The sequence below is a fragment of the Neisseria sp. P0021.S005 genome, from assembly GCF_051956955.1.
The window spans coordinates 1-503 of the sequence record NZ_JBQCWY010000914.1 but is presented as its reverse complement, the minus strand read 5'-3'; the positions used below and the strand labels follow the sequence as shown (position 1 = coordinate 503).

Annotated in this window: 1 protein-coding gene; it reads right to left on the bottom strand. The window is 54.5% G+C overall.

Features of this window, described 5'->3' with window-relative positions; genetic code table 11:
* Window positions 1–503 (bottom strand): beta-ketoacyl synthase N-terminal-like domain-containing protein (locus ACTHUE_RS20135; RefSeq protein ID WP_440424293.1); only part of this gene is annotated, 503 nt, incomplete at both ends.

Genomic DNA, 503 nt, shown 5'->3' with positions numbered 1-503 from the left:
AGCCAGCATCATATCAATCAGGCCGTATTTAATCGCTTCATAGGCATAACCAATGCCTTGGCTGCCGGAAGAGCACGCGCTCGAAGTCGGGATAATGCGGCCTTTCAAGCCGAAGAAAATGCCGATATTGGCGGCGGCCGTATGCGGCATCATGCGCACATAAGTATTGGCGTTGAAATTACGCGAAGTGCCGGTCAGCAAGAGCTCGCCCAAATCGCCGATGTCTTTGGTACTGCCGACAGACGAACCGCACGCTACGCCCATACGGCCGTCGGTAATGCTTTCATCACCCAGCAAGCCTGCATCCGTCAAAGCTTGTTCCGCCGCATCGACACACAAATGCGATACGCGCCCCATGCTTCTGAGCTGCTTGCGCGTCCAGTGCTCTGGAGGGGAATAGCCTTCAATCGGTGCACCCAGTTGCGCTTCCAATTCAGGAAAGCGTTCGCTCCAGTCCATGTGTTTGACTGCGTTTTTTCCGGCTTTAAAGGCCGTCTGAATAC